Origin of the sequence: Lachnospira multipara ATCC 19207 (assembly GCF_000424105.1) — a bacterium.
GTDB classification, from domain to species: domain Bacteria; phylum Bacillota; class Clostridia; order Lachnospirales; family Lachnospiraceae; genus Lachnospira; species Lachnospira multipara.
Genome location: NZ_AUJG01000001.1, coordinates 270,190 through 290,612 on the forward strand (window position 1 = coordinate 270,190; position 20,423 = coordinate 290,612).

The window sequence follows — 20,423 nt, forward strand, 5'->3', positions numbered from 1 at the left end:
TTCAATTATAAATTGTCGTTTTTATTCAAAGACCATTAAGAAAGTTTTTCTACAATTTCTTTAGGAGCCTTTGTGCAAAAGCTCACGATTACATTTACAATTAAAGCAATAATAAATGCTGGTAATAATTCGTAAATTGCAAATGCACCACCAAGTCCACTAATAACATATTTCCAAAGGAATACAACAATTGCGCCTGTAATCATACCAGCAAGTGCTCCTTCCTTAGTTGAACGTTTCCAGAAAAGTGCAAGTAAAACTACTGGTCCAAAAGCAGCACCAAAACCTGCCCAGGCAAAGGAAACAATTGAAAATACAGAACTATTAGGATCTCTTGCAATAAAAATAGCAATTACGGAAATTAAAACTACAGTAATCTTTGCCACCTTAACAGAAACTTCGTCAGATAATTTTTTTCCAAAGAATGTTTGAATTAAATCTGAAGAAATAGCTGAAGCAGAAGCTAAAAGTTGAGAGTCAGCTGTGGACATTGTCGCAGCAAGAATACCTGCAAGGATAAGACCTGCAATAATTGCTGGGAATAAACCATAACTACTCATTAAATTTGCAATATGAATAATAACTCTTTCTGAGTCGGCTGTATTATTAAATGTAGGAATAACGCCTGTTGCACTCATTCCTAGACCTACAATACCAATAAGAAGTGCTACTGCCATGGAAATAACTACCCATACGCTAGCAACTCTTCTTGAAGTTTTAATCTTATTAACATTTCCAATAGCCATAAATCTAATAAGGATATGTGGCATACCAAAATAACCAAGTCCCCAAGCAAGCATTGAAATTGCAGTGATTGCTGAATAAGGTGAGGCGCTGTTAGTAGTAGCATCATGAACAGATGTAATACTAAAGAAACCTGGTAAGTCCTTAGCATTATCAATTACTGCATCAAGACCACCGGCCTGATTAATACCAAATAAAATAACAATTAATAGGGCAATTGTCATACAAATACTCTGAATAAGGTCTGTAGTACAAACGGCCTTAAAGCCACCCATTGTACAATAAAGCGCAATAATAATTGCACTAACAACCATGGCGAGTAAATAATTTACGCCAAATAATGTGTTAAAAAGCTTACCGCATGCGGCAAAACCTGATGCTGTATATGGAATAAAGAAAACAACAATAATTAAAGCTGAAATACAAGTTAAGATATTTTTCTTATCTCCAAAACGCTTTGAGAAATACTCGGGAACTGTAATTGCTCCAAGAATTTCAGTTTGCTTTCGTACCTTCTTTGCTACAAAGAGCCAGTTAAGATAAGTACCTAGGGCTAAACCAAGGATTGTCCAAAATGGATCTGCAAGACCTGAAATATATGCAAGTCCTGGGATACCCATTAGTAACCAACTACTCATATCAGAGGCCTCGGCGCTCATGGCAGTTACAAAGGGGCCTAACTTTCTACCACCTAAGTAGAAATCGCCAGTGTCTTCGTTACCTTTTGAGAAAATAATTCCAACTACAATCATCATTACAAGATAGAGGGCAATTGTAATTATCAAACATACTTGTGCTGTCATAAGTATAAGTCTCCCTTCTTAAATTAAATAATGTATATATAATGTAACTTTACTTATTGATGAGTAAAGCTATACTATGTCATAGTAACGTGCTAATAAGTCAAAGTCAATAAATTAATATTGTATTTAACTAAAGTATTGAAAAAAATACGTTTTACCTTGGATGAAAGTATGCTATAATACCTAAAGCCTATAATTATAATTAAAGGAGGATAATATAATAATGGCAGATATTTGTGAGAAGATGGAAGAACTTGGTGTTATTCCAGTCGTAGTATTAAATGATGTAAAGGATGCAGTACCTCTTGCTAAGGCATTAGTTGAAGGTGGTATCCCATGTGCTGAAGTTACATTCCGTACAGCAGCAGCTGAAGAATCAATCAGAGAAATCAAGAAGGCATACCCAGAGATGTTACTTATCGCTGGTACTGTTCTTACAACAGAGCAGGTAGATAGAGCTGTAGCAGCAGGTGCAGAAATGATTGTTGCTCCAGGTTTTGATCCAGAAATCGTTGATTACTGTTTAGAGAAGAAGATCCCTGTTTGCCCAGGTATCGTTACTCCTTCTGAGCTTGCTCAGGCAGTTAAGAGAGGTCTTACAAGAGTTAAGTTCTTCCCAGCTGAAGCAGCAGGTGGACTTAAGATGATTAAGGCTATGACAGCAGCTTACACTAACGTAAGAATCATGCCTACAGGTGGTATCAACGCTAAGAACATTACAGAATATCTTGAATGCGATAAGATCTTCTGCTGTGGTGGTTCTTGGATGGTTAAGGGCGACTTAATCAAGGCTGGCGAATTCGATAAGATTAAGGAAATGACAGCTGAAGCTAAGGCAATCGCTGCAAGCGTACGTTAATTAGTATTTTTGTCGTAATAGAACATTAAATATGTATAAATTAAACCAGTCGCTAGTGTATAATTACACTTGCGATTGGTTTTTTATTTTGGAGGTTTTGTTATGATTACTAATTTTGGATTTATGCCAGATGGCAAAGAAGTATTTTTAGTAGAGATTAAGAATGAACATTTTAAGGCCAAGCTTATAAGCTACGGCGCAATATTAAATAGTTTCGAGACAGTAGATAATAAGGGGAATAAATTAGATATTGTCTTAGGTTTTGATACATTAGAAGATTATATTTTACAGGATAAGTGCTTTGGCTGCATCGTTGGTAGATGTACTAACAGAATTTCTAACGCTAGCTTTAAGCTTAATGGTGAAACTTATCATTTATATAAGAATAATGCCGGAAATTCTAGCCACGGTGGAAAGGTGGGCTTTGGAAAGAAGGCTTGGGATATTAAGGAGCACACTGAGGATAGCGTAACATTTCATATTACAAGTCCTGATATGGAGGAAAACTATCCCGGTGAACTAAGCTTAGATGTGAAATATTCTCTTACAAGCACAGGCCTTAAGCTTGAATATTTAGGATATACATCTAAGGACACAATTGTGAATATAACTAATCATGCCTATTTTAATTTAAATGGTCATGCCGCAGGCACTATTGAGAAACATTTACTAACAATCAATGCCGATAATTTTGTTTGGGCAAATGAAAAGACAATCCCAGATGGAAGAATCCTTCCAGTAGCTAACACTCCTATGGATTTCAGAGAAGCTACTGAAATAGGAAAGAATGTCAACTCAGATTACGATCAGATTAAGTGGGCTAAAGGCTTAGATAGAAACTGGTGCATAAATGGCAATTTGCATGAACTTAATAAAGCTTGCGTATTAGAAAGCAAGGAAAGCGGAATAAAGCTAACTATTTCAACATCACAGCCGGGACTTCAGGTCTACACAGGAAACTATCTCTCTGGTAGTCGTCCTGCTAAGGAAAATGTTAATTATATAGATAGAGCAGGCGTGGCCCTAGAATGTCAGGGTTATCCAGATGCTATTAATCATGAGAACTTCCCATCAGTGGTTTTAAGGGCCGGGGAAGAGTATAGAGAAGAGACTGTATACGAGGTTGAAGTAAAGTAGTGTCTTATTATTTGTAGTGATGTAAAATCACTACAATATGCAAATAATTCGCAAAAATTATTGACAATAAAAATGCTCGGTGTTAAAATGCAAAAGGTTTGCAAATTATTTTTTATGTATTATAATATTATTTGCGGCGATAAAACACAGTCGTATATTATAACATAAAGGATTACAAGCGTAAGCTTGATCTAATGAGGAATAGAATATGAAAGAATATAAAACAAAAGCAAGAGATTGTATCTTGGATTATTTTAAGAATCATTGTGATGAAAGGGTAACAGCTGCAGAAGTTTACCAATTTTTAAAGGATAACGGTAATAACGTTAACTTAGCAACAATTTATAGAAACTTAGATAAGATGAGTGAAAAGGGAGAACTATTAAAATCTAAGAATGTCTCAGATGGATGCGCCTTTTATTCATACACTGAGAAGGGGGATTCTTGTTGTAAACATCTCCACTTACAATGTAAGATTTGTGGCCATGTTATACATTTAGAGGAAGATCTAATGAACATTTTATATAGCTATGTTAGTGATAAGATGGGATTTAGCCTCGATTGCAAAGAATCGGTTTTAATGGGAGTTTGTTCTAATTGTAAAGCAGAAGCTGAGATAGAAGGCATTTATGCTTGTCATAATGAATTAGAACATAAAGCAGGTATTTGTACCTGTGATCATCATGCTAGTCACTCATAGAAAGGGAGTTAAGACATGAAATCCATTTTTAAGAATATTGTAACATTAGTTTTAGTTCTAACACTTGCAGTTAGTTCATTAGTAGCTTGCGGTAGTGTTAAGAATTCACATTTACAGTCTTCATCTAATGAGGATGCTAAGTATGAGATCGTTTGTACAATTTTTCCAATTTATGATTGGGTTAAGAATATTGTAGGTGATAATGATAATGTAAATGTAACACTTCTTTTAGATCAGGGAACTGACATTCATAGTTTCCAGCCAACAACAGCAGATATCGCATTAATTTCTGACGCAGATATGTTTATTTATGTTGGCGGAGAGTCAGATGAATGGGCAGAAGATGCAGCGTCTGAGGCGGTAAACAAGAAGCAGATAGCAGTAAACTTAATGGAAATCTTAGATGATGAAGTGGTTGAAGAAGAAATCAAAGAAGGAATGCAGGCTGAGAAAGAAGATAGTGAAGAGGATGAAGTTGAATACGATGAACATGTTTGGTTATCTTTAAAGAATGCACAAACAATAGTTTCTCAATTGACAGATAAGATTTCTGAAATGGATGAAGCTAATCAAGAAACTTATGTGCAGAATAGCGCTATGTATATGGCACAATTAGCAAGTCTTGATGCTGAGTATCAAGCAGTAATTGATATTGCAAGTCAGAAGACATTATTATTTGGTGATAGATTTCCATTTAGATATTTAGTTGAAGATTATAATTTGGATTATTACGCTGCTTTTGTTGGTTGTTCAGCAGAAACAGAAGCAAGCTTTGAAACAATTGCATTCTTAGCAGAAAAGTTAAAGGAATTAGGACTTAGCAAAGTTCTTATAATTGAGAATTCTGATGGAAAGATTGCTGATACAGTAATAGAGCAGTCAGGAACATCAGCTACTAAGGCAGTACTTAATTCTATGCAGTCTGTTACAGCGAATGATGTTAAGGATGGAATTACATATATTTCTATTATGCAAGACAATTTAGAAGTTTTAAAGGAAGCTCTAAATTAATACATTTTGTATAATAAGGACATGAAAGGAAGTATAATATGTCTATTATTAAGGTTGACAATTTAGCAGTAGGATATGAGGGCAAGGCAGTTGCAACAGGACTTAATTTTACTGTAAATGAGGGGGATTATCTATGTATTATAGGGGAGAATGGAGCAGGTAAAAGTACTCTTATGAAGACTTTGCTTCATCTTATTAAGCCTATTTCAGGTGAAGTATCATATATGGATGGCCTCATGCCTTATGAAATAGGATATTTACCACAACATACTATCGTTCAGAAGGACTTTCCTGCCTCAGTTGAGGAGATAGTCCTTTCTGGACTTTTATCAAAGAGTGGATTACGTCCATTTTATACAAAAACTGAAAAGAAGATTGCACAAAGAGCTATGGAAAAAATGGACATTTTGGATTTAAAGAAAAAATGTTATCGTAACCTTTCAGGTGGACAAATGCAAAGAGTATTACTTGCTAGAGCTTTATGCGCAACTTCAAAATTACTCGTGCTTGATGAACCTGTAACAGGGTTGGATCCTAAGGTTACAGAAGATTTTTATAAGCTTATTAAACAACTAAATGATGAAGGCCTTACAATTATTATGGTAAGTCATGATATGCCATCGGCAATTCGTTATTCTAGTAATATTTTACTTGTTAACCAAACACAGAAGTTTTTTGGCAAAACAAAAGATTACATTTCTAGTACAGCAAGAAAAGAATTTGATGGCGAATTATGTGCCTATGAAGTAGATGATCAAGGAAAGGAGAAAGATAATGGAATTAATTAATACACTTTTATATTATCTAAATTTTTCCTTTGTAAGATATGCGATTATTGTTGGAGTTTTAATTGCACTATGTTCATCACTTCTTGGTGTAACACTTGTATTAAAGAGATATTCTTTTATAGGTGATGGTCTATCTCATGTAGCTTTTGGAGCTATGGCAGTGGCATCAGTAATGAAATTATCTAATAATAATATATTGATTTTGCCAGTGACTATTATTGCTGCGATTCTTTTACTTAGAACAGGACAGAATGCTAAGATAAAGGGAGATGCAGCCATTGCAATGTTATCAGTTTCATCCCTTGCGATTGGTTACTTACTTATGAATGTATTTTCAACTTCTGCTAATATTTCAGGAGATGTATGTACAACACTTTTTGGCTCTACATCTATTCTTACATTAAAACAGTCAGAAGTTATTATGTGTATTGTATTATCAATTGTTGTAATACTTACATTTGTTATTTTTTATAATAAAATTTTTGCAGTTACTTTTGATGAAAATTTTGCAAAGGCAACAGGCACTAAAACAGACCTCTACAATCTCTTAATTGCAGTTTTAATTGCAGTTGTAATTGTTATAGGAATGAATTTAGTAGGTTCTTTACTTATTTCTGCATTAATTATTTTCCCGGCTCTTTCTGCAATGAGAGTGATTAATCAATTTAAGGGAGTTGTAATTGCATCTGCTATTATTTCGGTAATCTGTGCCTTAGTAGGTATATTTGCATCTATTCTTTTATCAACTCCTGTAGGTGCAACAATTGTTGCAGCTGATTTAGTGGTTTACTTATTTGCAATTTTAGTAGGGAGAATAAAGTAATGGGAAGATTTGAAAGAACTAAGAATTTAGTTGGTGCTACAGCTTTTGAAAAATTAACTAATGCAAAGGTACTTATCTTTGGTGTTGGTGGAGTTGGTGGCTTTGTTACTGAAGCACTAGCTCGTTCAGGCATAGGCTATATTGAAATTGTCGATAAGGATGTAGTTAGTGAATCAAATATTAATAGACAGATTATAGCTACAACAAAAACTATAGGACAAAGTAAAGTAGAAGCATTTAAGGAAAGAATTATGGATATTAATCCTGATTGTACTGTAGTTGCAAGACAGTGTTTTTATTTACCTGATAATAAAGATGAATTTGATTTTAGCCAATATGATTATGTGATAGATGCAGTTGATACAGTAACTGCCAAGTTAACAATAATTGAGGAAGCCAAAAGAGTCAATGTCCCAATAATTAGTGCCATGGGAGCAGGTAATAAATTAGATCCAACTAAGTTTGAAGTTGCAGATATTTTTGAAACTTCTGTATGCCCATTAGCTAAAGTAATGAGACGTGAACTTAAAAAGAGAGGTATAACCAAATTAAAGGTAGTCTATTCTAAAGAAGAGGCTAAAAAGCCTGAGGTAGATGAAGCTTATTTGCAAAAGGAATATGAAGAGACAAAAAAGAGACCGGTTGCTGGAAGTATTGCTTTTGTACCTTCTGTTGCAGGCTTAATTATGGCTTCTGAAGTTGTAAAAGATCTTTGTAACTAGCAAAATTTAGAATGTTTGATTTACTTCATATAAATGTGTAAGTTAAAAAACATGCCCCCTGTTTCATTGTATATTTTATTGACGAATGGTATAATTATTTTACTATATTAAACGTGATGACAATAAAATATATATGTGAAATAGGGGGGTTTTTCTATGAAGTTTAAACACATTAGTACCAAATTACTGTGCCTTCTTATACCAACAATTATCTTGGCAATGATTATACTTACAATAGTAAGTGCTAATTTAGCAAGATCGGAATTAATTAAAAGTAATGAGGAATTAATGGAAACAGCTTTAAATGGAGAAGCTTATAATATTAATACTATCCTTATGGAAATTTCTTCAACAGCTAATGCAGAAGCAGCAATAGGACAGAATTTATATCAAACAGCTTCGGCAGAAGATTTAGAGCAGTCTTTACAGACCCATATTATGATGCAACAAGTGGAATGATAATGATGACTTGTGCAGCACCTATGTTTGATACTAATAATCAATTTATAGGATGTGTTACAGTAGACGTTGAGATTTCTGATATTAAGGAAATTGCAACAAATATTAAGGTCGGTGAGACTGGCTATGCAATGCTTCTTACATCTTCAGGTGTATTTATGGGATATAAAAATGATGCGTATATTTCAAAGGCAACTAATATTGTTAATGTATCAAATTCTTCTATGGCAGAAGCAGGTAAGGAAATTTTAAGTTCTGCTACAGGTACATCGGAATTTACTGATGATGATGGTGAAGATGTAGATCTTTATTGGAAGACAATTGATAAGACTAATTGGAAATTGGCTGTAATGATTAATCAGTCAGAATTAGAAGAACCAATTATTGGCTTGATTTTTAAGATTGTTATCATATGTATTGTAGCAGTAATAGCTGTAGCTGCAGTTATATATTTGGTTGTTAAGCAGATTACTAATTCAATAGTAAAGGTAAAGAAATTTGCCGTTGATTTATCAAACGGAGATTATACAATTCCTTCATTGAATGTTAAAACAAAAGATGAAGTAGGAGATTTAGGTAATTCTCTTAATGCTATGTATGATACCTATAAAGATATTATAGGTGCTATATCAGAACATTCTGAATCCCTTGATAATTCATCACAAATGCTAAATAATGCTACTACAGAGCTTACAAATAAGTTTGATATGATTAAGAGCAATATGTCTGAAATTAATGAAGCAGTTATGTCTTCATCAGCTGCTACTCAGGAGGTTAATGCATCTACTGAGGAAGTTAACTCATCAGTAACAATTCTTTCTGAACAGGCAGCTAAATCAAAGGATATGGCTAAGGAAATTATGTTACGAGCAAGCGATGTTGAAACAAGAAGTAAAGTTGCTTATGACAATGCTATTAGCCTATCAAGAGAATATGATGTATCTCTTAAGAAGAGTATAGATAATGCAGGTATAGTTGAGTCAATTGGAACTCTTGCAGGAACTATCTCAGATATTGCAGAGCAGATTAATTTGCTTTCTTTAAATGCTTCAATTGAAGCTGCTAGAGCTGGTGAACAAGGCAAGGGCTTTGTAGTAGTTGTTATTGAGATTGGTAAGTTAGCAGGAGATACAACTGAAGCAGTAGGTAAGATCCAAAATACAGTAGAAGATGTTCAAAGAGCCTTTGAAGAATTAACAGCTGATGCTCAAAAGATTCTTGCATTTGTAAATGAAACTGTTACACCAGATTATGACCAATTTGTAAAGGTTGGTAAACAATATGGTGATGATGCACATAATATTGATGAAATATCAGAAAGTATTTCTGAAATGTCATCTACAATTGAAAGAACAATGGGTGAAGTAAGTTATGCAATTAATAATATTGCAGAATCAACACAGGTTACAGCTGCAAGCTCAGCTGATAGTGTAAAGGCAGTAAGTGATGTTGCTGATGTAGTTGCAGAGGTAGTTGAAATGTCTGCAAAAGAAGAAGTGATTGCTAGTGACCTTAGTCAGGCAGTTAGTGGATTCACACTTGAATAAAGGTTAGTTGTCTTTTAGACTTCTAATAAATGTAAGCAAGCTTACAAAAGATAAGGGCATCATAGATAAGTCAGGTCCGATTATCTATGATGCCCTTATTATTTTTATACATGTAGTTTTTAAAACCACATAACAAGACTTGTTAGACTATAAGTCGCAATATCTATGCTATTTTCGTTGACAATTGTATACATCTAGATTACAATAATCTTTGATAATAAAATTAAAGTAAGAGGGAGGATAAAGAAGGAAAATGAGAAAAACCATGTATTATACAAGCTATGAAGATGATTTAGTAGATAGCACTAATCAAGATTATAAGCTTAAGGATAATTATAAATGGGTACATAAGAATCCTTTTTATGTATTTTTTGCCTGGCTTTTATACATTTTCTTAACAATTCCTGTTGGACTTATCTATACAAAGCTGATACTTAGGGTCAGCTATAAGAACCGCAAGGCTTTAAGAAGGTCCAAACTTAAGGGATATTTTTTGTATAGTAATCATACACAAGCCTTTGGTGATGTGGTTATGCCAGCAATCGCTGCGCTTCCAAAAAGAATCTATACAGTGGTAAGTCCTGCGAATTTCGCTTTACCAGTTATAGGTAGAATTCTTACAATGATAGGGGCACTTCCAACTCCTGATTCAATTAAGGGGTTTAAACAGTTTAGAGCTGCTTATACAAGAAGAATTAAGATGGGACACCCTGTTATTATTTATCCGGAAGCACATCTATGGCCTTATTACACTAAGATAAGACCTTTTAAGGATACGTCCTTTAGATTTCCTGTGGAATTAAAGACAGCAGCCTATGTGCAGACAGTAACATATCAGAAGAGAAGATTTTCTGATAAGGCTAAGATTACAATTTATTATGACGGACCTTTTTATCCTGATGAGACTTTATCAACTAAAGAGGCACAGAAGAAATTACACGATGAAATTTATAATACTATGCTTGAAAGAGCCAAGAATAGCAATTATGAGTATTATAACTATATGCCAAAGAATGAAAGTGATATTAGACAGGGTAAAGGGGAACAAAAAGCAATATAAGGGAGAGACTTATGAATATATTATACTGTGGTGACCGCAAGATGGAGCGAGGACTATTAATGTCTACCATCTCACTATTAGATAATAGTACAGAGCCGCTTAATATCTATGTTTTAACATTAGAATTAACTATGGCAGGAAAACAATATAAGGCTGTTTCTAATGAATTTATTGATTTTTTGTCAGAGTATATTAAGACTAGAAGAGATGGCTCAACAATTAAGAAGATAGATGTATCTGCTTTCTTTGCTAAAGAAAAACCTGAGGCTAACTTAGGTACAAGATTTACACCTTGCTGCATGCTTAGGTTATATGCAGATGAGATTGAGGAAATACCAGATAGAATACTCTATTTAGACACAGATGTACTAGCAAAGAAGGACTTTAGTGAATTCTATCATCAGAATATAGATAATTATGAGTTTGCTGGTGTACTTGACCATTATGGTAAACATTTTTTTAGAAGAAAACCCAAACTACTAAAGTTTGATTACTTTAATTCCGGAGTTTTGCTTCTTAATATGACTAAGATTAGAGAGACAGGCTTATTTAAGAAGAGTCGTATGAGATGTATTTCTAAGCAAATGTTAATGCCAGATCAAAGTTCTTTAAATAAGCTTGCAATAGCTAAGAAGAAATGCGAAAGAAAGTATAATGACCAAAGACGAGATCATAACGATACGGTTTTTAGACATTTTACAACTACCTTTAGATTCTTTCCAAAGTTTAGACAAGTAACGGTTAAACCTTGGGACATGGATAGAGTTCACGAGGTATTAAAGCTACACGACTATGACGAACTATTTGACAGATATAGTAGTTTGCTTAGTGAATATCAGAGTAGAAAGATTAATGATAATTGTTTAAGAGGAAGGGAATAATAATATGAGACAGACAGTACCTATATTTTTTGCTATTGATGATAATTATGCGCCATTTTTAAGTGTTGCGCTTTGTTCTTTAATTGAAAATGCATCAAAGGAGAATAATTATAAAATACATATAATTCATCAAGAATTAAGTGAAGTAAATAGAAGAAAGATTGCATCTCTTGCAAGAGAAAACTTTGAAATCGAATTTTGTAAGATGAAGGATACAATTGAAGATTTACAGGTAAATATGGGCCTTAGAGAAATCTATCAAACAATTACTATTTACTTTAGACTATTCTTGCCTGATATGTTCCCTGAATATGATAAGGGAATTTATATTGATAGCGATATTATTGTGCCTGGTGACATCTCAGAACTTTATAATATTGACCTAGAAGGTAATTTAATTGGAGCTATTGCAGATACTTCTACTTGCAATATTCCTCCTTTTAGAACTTATATGGAAGAGGCAATTGGAATTAAGCCAGCAGAAAAATATATTAACTCTGGTGTACTTTTAATGGATTTTAAGAAATTAAGAGAAGTGGAGATGGGATCAAATTTCCTTAGACTATATAACAAGTATCACTTCGATACAATTGCTCCTGACCAGGATTATATTAATGCTATGTGTCATGGCAAGATTAAGTATTTAAGTGATGTTTGGGATGCTATGCCAACAGAAGGTAAGGCGGTCTTAGAAAATCCTAAGCTCATCCACTACAACTTAACAGACAAGCCATGGCAATACGATGAAGTTCAATATGAAAGCTATTTTTGGGAATATGCAAAAAAGAGCGAATATTATCAGGAAATCCTAAATTATAAAGCTGCTTATGATCAAACAAAGAAGGATATTGATGCTAAAGAGACCAATGAAATGCTTGAAGCATCTATAAAGATTGCAAATTCTGAAAAGGCAACTTTTAAGAAGGTTTATGAATCAGGAGAAAAAGTTAGATTATTAGCTTAAAAGAGAGGGAACTTTATGGCAGTAGGAGATAGCAAGAAGATTGTAATTGAAAATATTATTAAAGCGGCTAGAGAAGGTCGTTTTAATGATAAGGTTGAAATAGATGATGCAATTCTTTCAAGAGAAGAAAGAAAGTACATATTAGGCAAGTTTGTTAAACATAGATGTAGCATTTCATATATTTACAGAAACTTTATTGCAAGAAGAGTCGTAGATATAGCTACTGATCTAGTAAATGCAAAAACTGAGATAGTTGGCCTTGAGAATATTAAGGACTACAAGGGTGGTGCTATTGCAACAAGTAATCACTTTAATCCAGTAGATACAACAATTGTAAGATATGGCCTTAAAAAGGCAGGTAGACATAAGATGTTTATTGTAAGTCAGGATACGAATCTTTTAATGAAGGGAATCTTGAAATTTCTTACAAATTATGCAGATACAATTCCTATTAGTCCAGATAAAGACTATATGAATAGACATTTTCATAGAACTCTTAATCATCTTTTAACTAAGAAAAAGGAAATAATTTTGATTTATCCTGAGCAAGAAATGTGGTATAACTACAGAAAGCCTCGTCCACCTAAGAGAGGTGCTTACTTTTATGCGGCAAAATTTAACGTACCAATTCTTTCATTCTTTACAGAGATGATTGATGAACCTGGCACAGGAAAGCCGGGTGCTGAATTTGATAATGTTAGATACAGACTCCATGTTCTTCCAGCAATTTATCCTGATCCTAACTTAACAGAGAGGGAGAATAGCGTTCTTATGATGCAAAAGGATTATGAGCAAAAGAAGACAGCTTATGAGAATGCTTATGGGAAAAAGTTGGAGTATGAATTTGAGAAAACCGATATAGCGGGTTGGAGGTTGTAAAAGCTTAGGGAGCGGCTTAAATTTTTTTACTAGTTGAGGTGTTATATGTTTCCAAATGAGAAAAAAAGAAATTTTTATGTTAAATGGGGCAGTAATTTAAAGATTCCAAGGATTGCTTTTAGTGCTGTTGGCTTTATTTGTATTTTTGCTGGAATTGTTTTATTGACTATGTCTTTTAATGATCCTTTTTACACTAATGCATACATTAATGGAGTTGCTACTAGTGTTAATGGCTCTTTTTATATCAGTTGTTTTTTATTGCCTTTTGGTCTTTTATATTTAATGATTGGTCTTGTCTTCTTCCCTGTTGTTGAGAAAGGTATTCACAAAGGCGAGTATCAATATCCTGTAAATAATGTTATATATTCTATTAGTGACTTATATAATGACGCTAGATTTATTGATGATAGATTTATTGTTAGGGTTTATGGTAACTGGATGGATGTTAGTTTTAACTGGATGAATACTAAGTATTTTAGAGGTCTTGGTGCTTCTAGTTGTAATGATGTTTTTACTAAAATGTATCGAATTAATAATGATCGTACTTATAATGAACTTGATTTATATACTAGTATTAATGGAGATTTAAATAGAAGAGGAGTTAATCTATCTAAGAGTTTTAAATGTGGTCGTTTTAGAGGCAGAAAGTTTAACATGAATTTTGGATATGATGAGACGGGCTTTGGTCCTCACATTTATACTCTTGATACCCTTTATATTACAAATTATATGCACAAGTGGTTTGCAGATAGGGGTTATGTGGAGAAACGATAATCAGTAAAATATAGAAAAGTAACGAAGTGTAAGTAGCTTTATTGTTGTCTTGGGGCAGCGGTAGAGCTACTTTTTTGATGCCAAGTTGCAACAGGTAGGGAAAGCCCACATAAGAATTTGCTTCGCAAATCGGTGGGCGTTAGGTTGCAATATGAAATTGCAACAGGTGGGGAAAGCCCTTGACATATACCCCGTGGGGGTATATTATATGAAATAAATCAGGTATACCCCCATGGGGTATTATATATCTTAGAGTAGACTTAAAGTTAAAGGAGTGTTTTTATGCCAGATAATGCAGATAAGATAAATAAAGAAGCAGATAAGCTTGTAGAGATTTCAGCAGATGAAGTCTGTTGTCATTGTGGCAACAGAACTAAGGAAAGATCTGATAAGGAATATAAGGATTTAATTAACAGACTTAGTAGAATTGAGGGCCAGATTAGAGGCGTTAAGAAGATGATTGAGTCAGATGCTTATTGTATAGATGTACTTAATCAGGTAAGTGCTGCAAGTTCAGCCCTTAATAGCTTTAGTAAGCTACTACTTGCTAATCATATTAAATCTTGTGTCATTAATGATATTAAAGAGGGTAAGGATGAGTCTGTTGATGAATTAGTTAGAACTATTCAGAAATTCATAAAGTAAGGAAGGAAGATTATGGAACAGTATAATATTACAGGTATGAGCTGTGCTGCATGCCAGGCCAGAGTCGAGAAGGCGGTTAGCAAGGTAGATGGCGTGGAGTCTTGTGCAGTCAGTTTACTTACTAATTCTATGGGTATTACAGGAACTGCCAAGGAAGAAGACATAATTAAGGCCGTAACTAATGCAGGTTATGGAGCTAGTAAAAGAGATGATGGAAGCGCAGATGCAGAAGCTAATGGAAGTGACAAGACAGGAGCTAGCACTCATCAAGCATCAAGCCAGACAAGAGGAATAGAGGATAGCTTAGTAGATAGAGAAACTCCTATTCTTATTAAGAGATTGGTAAGTTCAATTGTATTTTTATTAGTGCTTATGTACTTTAGCATGGGACATATGATGTTTAAATGGCCGCTACCTGGCTTTTTAGAAGACAATATAATTGCTATTGCGCTAATTGAGATGATTCTTGCAACTATTATTATGTATATCAATAAGAAGTTCTTTGTTAGTGGTTTTAAATCAGTGATTCACGGAGCTCCGAATATGGATACTTTAGTTGCCCTAGGTTCTGGTGTTTCATTTGCATGGTCATTAATCTTAGTTTTTGCAATGACAGATGCTATGACTTTGGGTGATATGGAGAGAATGCATTCTTATGCACATAATCTTTATTTTGAGTCAGCAGCAATGATTGTTACACTTATTACAGTAGGTAAACTATTAGAGTCCATTTCAAAGGGTAGAACGACCGATGCTCTTAAGAGCTTACTTAAGCTTGCAGCTAAGAAGGCTAATGTAATTAGAGATGGGGTTGAAGTGGAAGTCCCTATTGAAGAGGTTATGGTAGGAGACGTGGTAGCAGTTAGACCAGGTGAGAATGTACCAATTGATGGCTTTGTTTTAGAGGGAAATACAAGTATCGATGAATCAGCTCTAACAGGAGAAAGTATTCCAGTGGATAAGGAAGTAAATGATACAGTATTTGCAGCTACAACTAATAAATCAGGCTTTATTAAGGTTAAGGCTACTAGAGTAGGTAGAGATACTTCTCTTTCTAAGATTATTCAGATGGTTTCAGACGCAGCAGCAACTAAGGCTCCTATTGCTAAGGTAGCAGATAAGGTTTCAGCAGTATTTGTGCCAATAGTAATTGGAATTTCTATTATTACTTTTATTGTTTGGATGCTACTTGGTGAAGATTTAGCATTTTCTCTAGCAAGAGCAATATCAGTTCTTGTAATTAGCTGTCCTTGTGCACTTGGTCTTGCAACACCTGTAGCTATTATGGTTGCAAGTGGTGTTGGAGCTAAGAATGGCGTTATGTTTAAAACTGCAGTTTCTATTGAAGAGACAGGAAAGATGCAGATTGTAGCTCTTGATAAGACAGGTACTATAACTAAGGGTGAACCAAGTCTTACAGACATTATTATTAATACTAATGCAAATGTTAATGAGGCCTTAAAACTTATTTATTCCCTTGAGGCTAAGTCAGAACATCCTCTTGCTAAGGCAATCGTAGACTATGCTAAGGAAAGAAATATAGAAGCGCTGGAAATCACTGACTTTATGGCGGTTTCAGGTAACGGCTTAAAGGGTAAATTAAATACTGGCGAATACATTTTTGCAGGTAATGAAAGTTTTATAAAAAAACAAGCTCCTGTTTTTAAGGAGTTTAGCGATTATGCTAAGAAATTATCTAGTGAGGGTAAGACAGCTATTTTCCTAGCCAAGGATAAGGAGCTTTTAGCAATACTTGCTGTGGCAGATATAATTAAAGAGGATTCAGCTAGGGCTATAAAGGATTTAAAGGAAATGGGCCTTAGAGTTGTAATGATCACAGGAGATAATGAACTTACAGCTAAGGCAATCGGTAAGGAAGCAGGCCTTGATGAGGTTATTGCTGGAGTACTTCCAGAGGGAAAGGCTAAGGTTATTAACGAGCTTAAAACCAAGGGCAAGGTTCTTATGGTAGGAGATGGAATAAATGATGCTCCAGCTCTTGTATCAGCTGATATGGGCTTTGCAATTGGTGCAGGAACAGATGTGGCTATTGAGTCAGCAGATGTGGTGCTTATGAAGAGCAATTTATCGGACGTAGTTGCTGCTATTAAATTATCTAAGAAGGCGCTTAAGAATATTTATGAAAATTTATTCTGGGCTTTTATATATAACATAATCGGAATCCCTCTTGCTGCGGGAGTTTATATTCATTTATTTGGTTGGAGCCTAAATCCTATGTTTGGTGCAGCAGCCATGAGTTTATCAAGCTTTTGTGTTGTAACTAATGCTTTAAGACTTAATTTATTTAGGATGCGTAAGGATAATCAAACACAATTAAGCAATGAAGTAAGTGCTAAATTTTTTGAGGTTAAGGTTAAGAAACTAGACCTTGACCTTGAGAGTTTGCAAAATAAAGAATTAATTAAAGGAGTAAATACTATGAAGAAAACAATTAAAATTACAGGTATGATGTGTGGACATTGCGAGGCATCTGTTGTTAAGGCTCTTGAGGCTCTTGATGGAGTAGTCAAGGCAACAGCTAGCCATGAGGCAGGAGAGGCAGTAGTTGAGTTAACAAGTGAGGTTTCTAATGAAACATTAAAGGCAGCAGTTGAAGCTAAGGATTATACAGTAACTGCTATTAACTAATGGTATTATTTTGATTGAATTAGAATGATAAAGGTGCTATAATTTATCTAGGTATTTTCGTGATATAAGTTCATATTTAGGAGGATCAAGATATGTTTAAGCACCTTAACATTAGACGTAAGCTTATGCTTATGGTTATTCCATTAGGCTTAATTGGGCTTTTTTTAACAGGCTATTTTGCAAGTATGGTAAAAACCACTACTAAGGATAGTGAGAAGCTTTATTATGAGCAGCTATATACAGTTAGTTCAGAGGTACTATCTGCAGATAGAGATCTTTGTAGAGCTGCTACTGTAGAATTGTATTTTATAATTTATGCTTCTTCACGCTCTGATAAGGGAGCGCAATTAATCGAGAATTTTAATAGTTATCTAAAGACAACTGAAGAACATATTGGTAATGTTGAAAGCTTGATTGATAAGTATCCAGAAATTGGAAGCCATGTTTATGAAGGAACTAGTATTAATAAAGCCATAGAAGCCTTCTGGGATTATTATAATACTGGTAATGATGCTTACGATTTCTCAACTTTTACAGGAGATATATCTCTTCAGATGAATAACTTAATAGCAGCAAGGGATGAACTTGAGATTATACAAGATATTATTAGTGATTATGCAACAAATTCAAAAACAGATAATGAAGCTTCGATTGCAAAATCTATTTTTGCAGCAGGTGTAGTTGCAGCTATCCTTTATATAATTGTAATTATTATGGATACCTTAATGATTAGATATATTAGAATTAATCTTGTTAAGGTGGATGATGATATTAATACTTTAGCTAATAATGATTTGGCTTTTGACCCATTTATTCTAGATAATAACGATGAAATTGGTTCTTTATCTAAGTCGGCAGATAAGCTACAGGAAGGATTATCAGATATTGTAGGTCAGATTTATGATTCTTCTGATAGCGTTTCAGCTTCAAGTAGAAATATTTCACAACTTGCTTCAGTTTGTAATGAGCAGATTGAATCAGTGGCTCAGGCTGTTAATGATATGGCTACAACAGCCACAACACAGGCTGGTGATATTACTCAGTTATCTAACAACATGAATGATATTCAAGGTCTTATTGATGAGAATGGAAATGCATCTCAAAACCTTGCAGATGCTTCCGGTGAAATTGATAATGTAACAGCAGAAGGTATGAAGGAAGTAGAAAGACTTATGGAGGTTACAAAGGCATCTCTAGAGTCATTCAATCAGATTTTCTCTTTGCTTACAGGAATTACAGAATCTGCTACAAAGATTGGAGAGGCAAGTTCCCTTATTACAGATATTGCTTCTCAGACAAATCTCCTTTCATTAAATGCTTCTATTGAGGCAGCAAGAGCAGGTGAGGCAGGTAGAGGTTTTGCTGTTGTAGCAGAACAGATTAGACAGTTATCAGAGCAGTCAGCAGGTTCTGCTAGCACAATTAATGAAATGTTAGATGCCTTAAAGAAGGCCAGTGATTTAGCAGATAAACAGAGTAAGGTAGTTAAAGATAACGTTAATTTACAGAATGAGTCTGTTGAGGCTACTAGAGGTAAGTTTGTAGATATTGTTGATTCTATTAATAAGGTTAATGAAGCTATTAAGAGAATTACAGAGGTTAATGACGTTATTAATACAAACTTCTCACAGGTTAATGACTTAGTAACTTCTCTTTCAGCAGCGGCAGAGGAAAATGCAGCAAGCAGTGAAGAGATTGCTGCTACAACAGATATGATTAAGTCTAGTGTTGGAAATGTTTACGAAGTATCTAAGGAAATCGATAGGGAAGCAGATACCCTTGCAGATGAGGTTAAACATTTTAAGATTAGAGGCCGTTAATACCATAAGTATATAAAATACACACAAAAAATCGGAAACGTGCGAAATTTGCACGTTTCCGATTTTTAAAGTTCAGTATAAAAAATTGACCTAGATTAAGAAATTACATATCATTAATATATTGTTACAAAATTATGTAACAGAATATATTAAAAAATAAATCGGAGGAATGAATATGGATATTTTAAGCCTATTAAAATTCATTTTATTTTTAGTTGTGGGCTTTGCTTTATTAGTTAAAGGCGCGGATTGGTTTGTAGAAGGCGCTGCTGGATTAGCTGTTAAATTAGGTATTCCAGAAATTATTGTAGGTTTGACAATTGTAGCTATGGGTACTTCAGCTCCAGAAGCCGCTGTTAGTATTACATCAGCGTTTAAGGGCAGTGCCGATATTACAATTGGTAATGTAGTTGGTAGTAACATTATGAATGTTGCTATTATTCTAGGTTTAACAGCGGTTATAACAACTATTGCTGTTTTAAAGACAACAATTTTTATTGATATTCCATTTACACTTGCAGTAACACTTGTACTTTTAGTACTTGGTCTTGATGGTCAGGTTAGCAGAGTAGATGGTGTTATTTTATGGGTATTATTTATTGGCTATCTTGCTTACTTATTTATCTGGACTAAGAAGAATAAGGATAATGGCGAAGCAGAGGAATCAGATGAAATTGAAGCAGGTAAGAAGTTACCAATCTGGAAGTTACTTTGCTTAATCGTTATTGGTATTGTCTTAATTGTATTTGGTTCAAATGTAGCAGTCGATGGTGCAAAGGGAATTGCTAAGATTTGCGGTATGTCAGATAGACTTATTGGTCTTACAATCGTAGCATTAGGAACTTCACTTCCTGAACTTGTAACATCTGTTACAGCAGCAAGACGTGGTAGTGCAGATCTTGCAGTTGGTAATATTGTCGGTAGTAACATTTTTAATATCTTATTTGTTGTAGGTACTTCTGCTCTTATTATTCCTGTTACTTTCCAGGCAGCATTTATTGTGGATTCTATCATCGCAGCAGTTGTTATGGTGATTTTATTCCTTTGCGTAGTAAGAAAGAAGGAACTTAATAGATTAGGTGGATTTGTGTTACTAATTTCCTACTTTGCTTACTTTATTTATTTGCTTGTAAAGTAGCATAATTACTTGATTAAAAC

The 20,423-nt window shown here is 34.2% G+C and carries 19 protein-coding genes; 18 read left to right on the forward strand and 1 reads right to left on the reverse strand.

Annotated elements, in window-relative coordinates; translation table 11 throughout:
• Positions 1–35: 35 nt before the first annotated feature.
• Positions 36–1,547: a sodium/proline symporter gene (locus tag G600_RS0101200; protein ID WP_034245114.1), complete on the reverse strand. Its 1,512-nt coding sequence runs from the start codon at positions 1,545–1,547 to the stop codon at positions 36–38.
• Positions 1,548–1,770: 223 nt separating this feature from the next.
• On the opposite strand from G600_RS0101200, the gene G600_RS0101205 reads away from it, so the two are divergent.
• The 18 genes from G600_RS0101205 to G600_RS0101290 all read left to right on the forward strand — a co-directional run bounded on the left by G600_RS0101205 (position 1,771) and on the right by G600_RS0101290 (position 20,403).
• A complete protein-coding gene (locus tag G600_RS0101205; RefSeq protein ID WP_027430297.1) occupies positions 1,771–2,406 on the forward strand; it encodes a bifunctional 4-hydroxy-2-oxoglutarate aldolase/2-dehydro-3-deoxy-phosphogluconate aldolase in 636 nt (211 codons plus the stop codon).
• Between the two features lie 102 nt (positions 2,407–2,508).
• Entirely contained in the window at positions 2,509–3,543 is a 1,035-nt protein-coding gene (locus G600_RS0101210; RefSeq protein WP_027430298.1) for an aldose epimerase family protein, read from the forward strand.
• Positions 3,544–3,751: 208 nt separating this feature from the next.
• Positions 3,752–4,243 carry a Fur family transcriptional regulator gene (locus G600_RS13405; RefSeq protein ID WP_051195301.1) on the forward strand — a complete coding sequence of 164 codons (492 nt, stop codon included), beginning with the start codon at positions 3,752–3,754 and terminating at the stop codon, positions 4,241–4,243.
• Between the two features lie 15 nt (positions 4,244–4,258).
• Complete coding sequence (locus tag G600_RS0101220; protein ID WP_027430299.1) at positions 4,259–5,254, forward strand: metal ABC transporter substrate-binding protein; 996 nt, start codon at positions 4,259–4,261, stop codon at positions 5,252–5,254.
• 38 nt (positions 5,255–5,292) lie between these two features.
• Positions 5,293–6,042 carry a metal ABC transporter ATP-binding protein gene (locus tag G600_RS13410; RefSeq protein WP_034245118.1) on the forward strand — a complete coding sequence of 250 codons (750 nt, stop codon included), beginning with the start codon at positions 5,293–5,295 and terminating at the stop codon, positions 6,040–6,042.
• Positions 6,029–6,865, forward strand: a complete 837-nt coding sequence (locus G600_RS0101230) for a metal ABC transporter permease (protein WP_034245121.1) — start codon at positions 6,029–6,031, stop codon at positions 6,863–6,865. Before G600_RS13410 ends, G600_RS0101230 begins: the two co-directional genes overlap by 14 nt.
• Entirely contained in the window at positions 6,865–7,587 is a 723-nt protein-coding gene (locus tag G600_RS0101235; RefSeq protein WP_027430301.1) for a tRNA threonylcarbamoyladenosine dehydratase, read from the forward strand. Before G600_RS0101230 ends, G600_RS0101235 begins: the two co-directional genes overlap by 1 nt.
• Positions 7,588–7,743: 156 nt before the next feature.
• Positions 7,744–8,046 (forward strand): hypothetical protein, encoded by a 303-nt coding sequence (locus G600_RS0101240; RefSeq protein ID WP_027430302.1) that lies wholly within the window; start codon positions 7,744–7,746, stop codon positions 8,044–8,046.
• Between the two features lie 2 nt (positions 8,047–8,048).
• Positions 8,049–9,593 carry a methyl-accepting chemotaxis protein gene (locus tag G600_RS0101245; protein WP_027430303.1) on the forward strand — a complete coding sequence of 515 codons (1,545 nt, stop codon included), beginning with the start codon at positions 8,049–8,051 and terminating at the stop codon, positions 9,591–9,593.
• Between the two features lie 253 nt (positions 9,594–9,846).
• Positions 9,847–10,653, forward strand: coding sequence for a lysophospholipid acyltransferase family protein (locus G600_RS13415; RefSeq protein ID WP_051195302.1), 807 nt, complete (start codon positions 9,847–9,849; stop codon positions 10,651–10,653).
• Between the two features lie 11 nt (positions 10,654–10,664).
• A complete protein-coding gene (locus G600_RS0101255; RefSeq protein WP_027430304.1) occupies positions 10,665–11,534 on the forward strand; it encodes a glycosyltransferase in 870 nt (289 codons plus the stop codon).
• A gap of 4 nt (positions 11,535–11,538) precedes the next feature.
• On the forward strand, positions 11,539–12,498 hold the full coding sequence (locus G600_RS0101260) for a glycosyltransferase family 8 protein (protein ID WP_027430305.1): 960 nt from the start codon (positions 11,539–11,541) through the stop codon (positions 12,496–12,498).
• A gap of 15 nt (positions 12,499–12,513) precedes the next feature.
• Positions 12,514–13,377 carry a lysophospholipid acyltransferase family protein gene (locus G600_RS0101265; RefSeq protein WP_027430306.1) on the forward strand — a complete coding sequence of 288 codons (864 nt, stop codon included), beginning with the start codon at positions 12,514–12,516 and terminating at the stop codon, positions 13,375–13,377.
• A gap of 45 nt (positions 13,378–13,422) precedes the next feature.
• The gene (locus tag G600_RS0101270) at positions 13,423–14,151 is read left to right on the forward strand and encodes a hypothetical protein (protein ID WP_027430307.1); all 729 of its coding nucleotides are present in this window, start codon (positions 13,423–13,425) and stop codon (positions 14,149–14,151) included.
• A gap of 282 nt (positions 14,152–14,433) precedes the next feature.
• The gene (locus tag G600_RS0101275; RefSeq protein WP_155885911.1) at positions 14,434–14,796 is read left to right on the forward strand and encodes a metal-sensing transcriptional repressor; all 363 of its coding nucleotides are present in this window, start codon (positions 14,434–14,436) and stop codon (positions 14,794–14,796) included.
• Between the two features lie 12 nt (positions 14,797–14,808).
• Complete coding sequence (locus tag G600_RS0101280; protein ID WP_027430309.1) at positions 14,809–17,445, forward strand: heavy metal translocating P-type ATPase; 2,637 nt, start codon at positions 14,809–14,811, stop codon at positions 17,443–17,445.
• A gap of 92 nt (positions 17,446–17,537) precedes the next feature.
• Positions 17,538–19,265, forward strand: coding sequence for a methyl-accepting chemotaxis protein (locus tag G600_RS0101285; protein ID WP_027430310.1), 1,728 nt, complete (start codon positions 17,538–17,540; stop codon positions 19,263–19,265).
• Between the two features lie 175 nt (positions 19,266–19,440).
• Positions 19,441–20,403 carry a calcium/sodium antiporter gene (locus tag G600_RS0101290; RefSeq protein ID WP_027430311.1) on the forward strand — a complete coding sequence of 321 codons (963 nt, stop codon included), beginning with the start codon at positions 19,441–19,443 and terminating at the stop codon, positions 20,401–20,403.
• The last annotated feature ends 20 nt before the right edge of the window (positions 20,404–20,423 follow it).

Coding starts and splice junctions, on each gene's coding strand:
- G600_RS0101200 (WP_034245114.1), bottom strand. CDS start 1,547: ATGACAGCACAAGTATGTTTGATAATTACAATTGCCCTCTATCTTGTA.
- G600_RS0101205 (WP_027430297.1), top strand. CDS start 1,771: ATGGCAGATATTTGTGAGAAGATGGAAGAACTTGGTGTTATTCCAGTC.
- G600_RS0101210 (WP_027430298.1), top strand. CDS start 2,509: ATGATTACTAATTTTGGATTTATGCCAGATGGCAAAGAAGTATTTTTA.
- G600_RS13405 (WP_051195301.1), top strand. CDS start 3,752: ATGAAAGAATATAAAACAAAAGCAAGAGATTGTATCTTGGATTATTTT.
- G600_RS0101220 (WP_027430299.1), top strand. CDS start 4,259: ATGAAATCCATTTTTAAGAATATTGTAACATTAGTTTTAGTTCTAACA.
- G600_RS13410 (WP_034245118.1), top strand. CDS start 5,293: ATGTCTATTATTAAGGTTGACAATTTAGCAGTAGGATATGAGGGCAAG.
- G600_RS0101230 (WP_034245121.1), top strand. CDS start 6,029: ATGGAATTAATTAATACACTTTTATATTATCTAAATTTTTCCTTTGTA.
- G600_RS0101235 (WP_027430301.1), top strand. CDS start 6,865: ATGGGAAGATTTGAAAGAACTAAGAATTTAGTTGGTGCTACAGCTTTT.
- G600_RS0101240 (WP_027430302.1), top strand. CDS start 7,744: ATGAAGTTTAAACACATTAGTACCAAATTACTGTGCCTTCTTATACCA.
- G600_RS0101245 (WP_027430303.1), top strand. CDS start 8,049: ATGATGACTTGTGCAGCACCTATGTTTGATACTAATAATCAATTTATA.
- G600_RS13415 (WP_051195302.1), top strand. CDS start 9,847: ATGAGAAAAACCATGTATTATACAAGCTATGAAGATGATTTAGTAGAT.
- G600_RS0101255 (WP_027430304.1), top strand. CDS start 10,665: ATGAATATATTATACTGTGGTGACCGCAAGATGGAGCGAGGACTATTA.
- G600_RS0101260 (WP_027430305.1), top strand. CDS start 11,539: ATGAGACAGACAGTACCTATATTTTTTGCTATTGATGATAATTATGCG.
- G600_RS0101265 (WP_027430306.1), top strand. CDS start 12,514: ATGGCAGTAGGAGATAGCAAGAAGATTGTAATTGAAAATATTATTAAA.
- G600_RS0101270 (WP_027430307.1), top strand. CDS start 13,423: ATGTTTCCAAATGAGAAAAAAAGAAATTTTTATGTTAAATGGGGCAGT.
- G600_RS0101275 (WP_155885911.1), top strand. CDS start 14,434: ATGCCAGATAATGCAGATAAGATAAATAAAGAAGCAGATAAGCTTGTA.
- G600_RS0101280 (WP_027430309.1), top strand. CDS start 14,809: ATGGAACAGTATAATATTACAGGTATGAGCTGTGCTGCATGCCAGGCC.
- G600_RS0101285 (WP_027430310.1), top strand. CDS start 17,538: ATGTTTAAGCACCTTAACATTAGACGTAAGCTTATGCTTATGGTTATT.
- G600_RS0101290 (WP_027430311.1), top strand. CDS start 19,441: ATGGATATTTTAAGCCTATTAAAATTCATTTTATTTTTAGTTGTGGGC.